Source organism: Neoluteolibacter marinus (genome assembly GCF_014904755.1).
GTDB classification, from domain to species: domain Bacteria; phylum Verrucomicrobiota; class Verrucomicrobiia; order Verrucomicrobiales; family Akkermansiaceae; genus Haloferula; species Haloferula marina.
In genome coordinates this window covers 1-810 of the sequence record NZ_JACZFQ010000174.1, presented here as the reverse complement: position 1 = coordinate 810, position 810 = coordinate 1, and the positions used below count along the sequence as shown (strand labels likewise).

The window sequence follows — 810 nt, the reverse complement described above, 5'->3', positions numbered from 1 at the left end:
CGTGCGTCGGTGCAGGCAACGCAAAGCGCTGACCTTAGCTTCGCTGCACGCGCGTTGGACGCCGCGACGCTGACAGTGCGTGAAGATAAACTGCATGAACGTTATGACCGAACGGTTGAGAGGTACGAAGCTCTGGCGCGAAATGGACTGGCGGTGGGCGAGGCTCCGATACCATTTCCCGAGAGAACAACCCCGACAGTGCGCCGGATTCTGAGTGTTTTCCTTGACGATTGGGATAGGCGTCTAGGGCCGTTGCTGCCCGTCAACGAGAAGCTTCAAACCCTGCGGGAGGTGCTGGATGTAAAACTCGCACCTTCAGGAAAGCGTACAGCTATTTCCTCACGAGGCGGTCTTGAATTTTTCAACGCCTCCAACAGTCGCCTGCCGGTGTCGCGGCTGTCATCTGGTGAACAGCATCTGGTTGCATTATTTACGCTGCTTCTGTTTGCCGCAAAACCGGGGTCTCTGGTGCTTATCGACGAACCGGAAATTTCCTTACATGCAGCCTGGAAACATGCCTTCCTTTCGGACATAACGCGTGTCGCTGAAGTCGGCGAGCTGCAGATTCTTCTAGCCACTCACTCGGCAGGAATAGTCAATGGTCGCTGGGATCTGGCAGAGGAGTTGGTGCTCGCTGCTGACTTTGATGCGACCGAAGGTCTGGACCCCATTGGCCCTGATGACGAGGAATTCGATGAGTAGCTCGATGCGCGAGTTTGATCGCGTTGAAGACCGCCTGCGTCAGCACAGACAAGCTGAAGTCAGTCCCATTATTCTAGTTGAAGGCCCGACCGACATCCTACTGCTGAA

1 protein-coding gene is annotated in these 810 nt (G+C 55.4%); it reads left to right on the top strand.

The features are described from left to right. Positions 1–702 (top strand): AAA family ATPase (locus IG178_RS24365; protein WP_193215195.1); only part of this gene is annotated, 702 nt, incomplete at its 5' end. Positions 703–810: the final 108 nt, after the last annotated feature.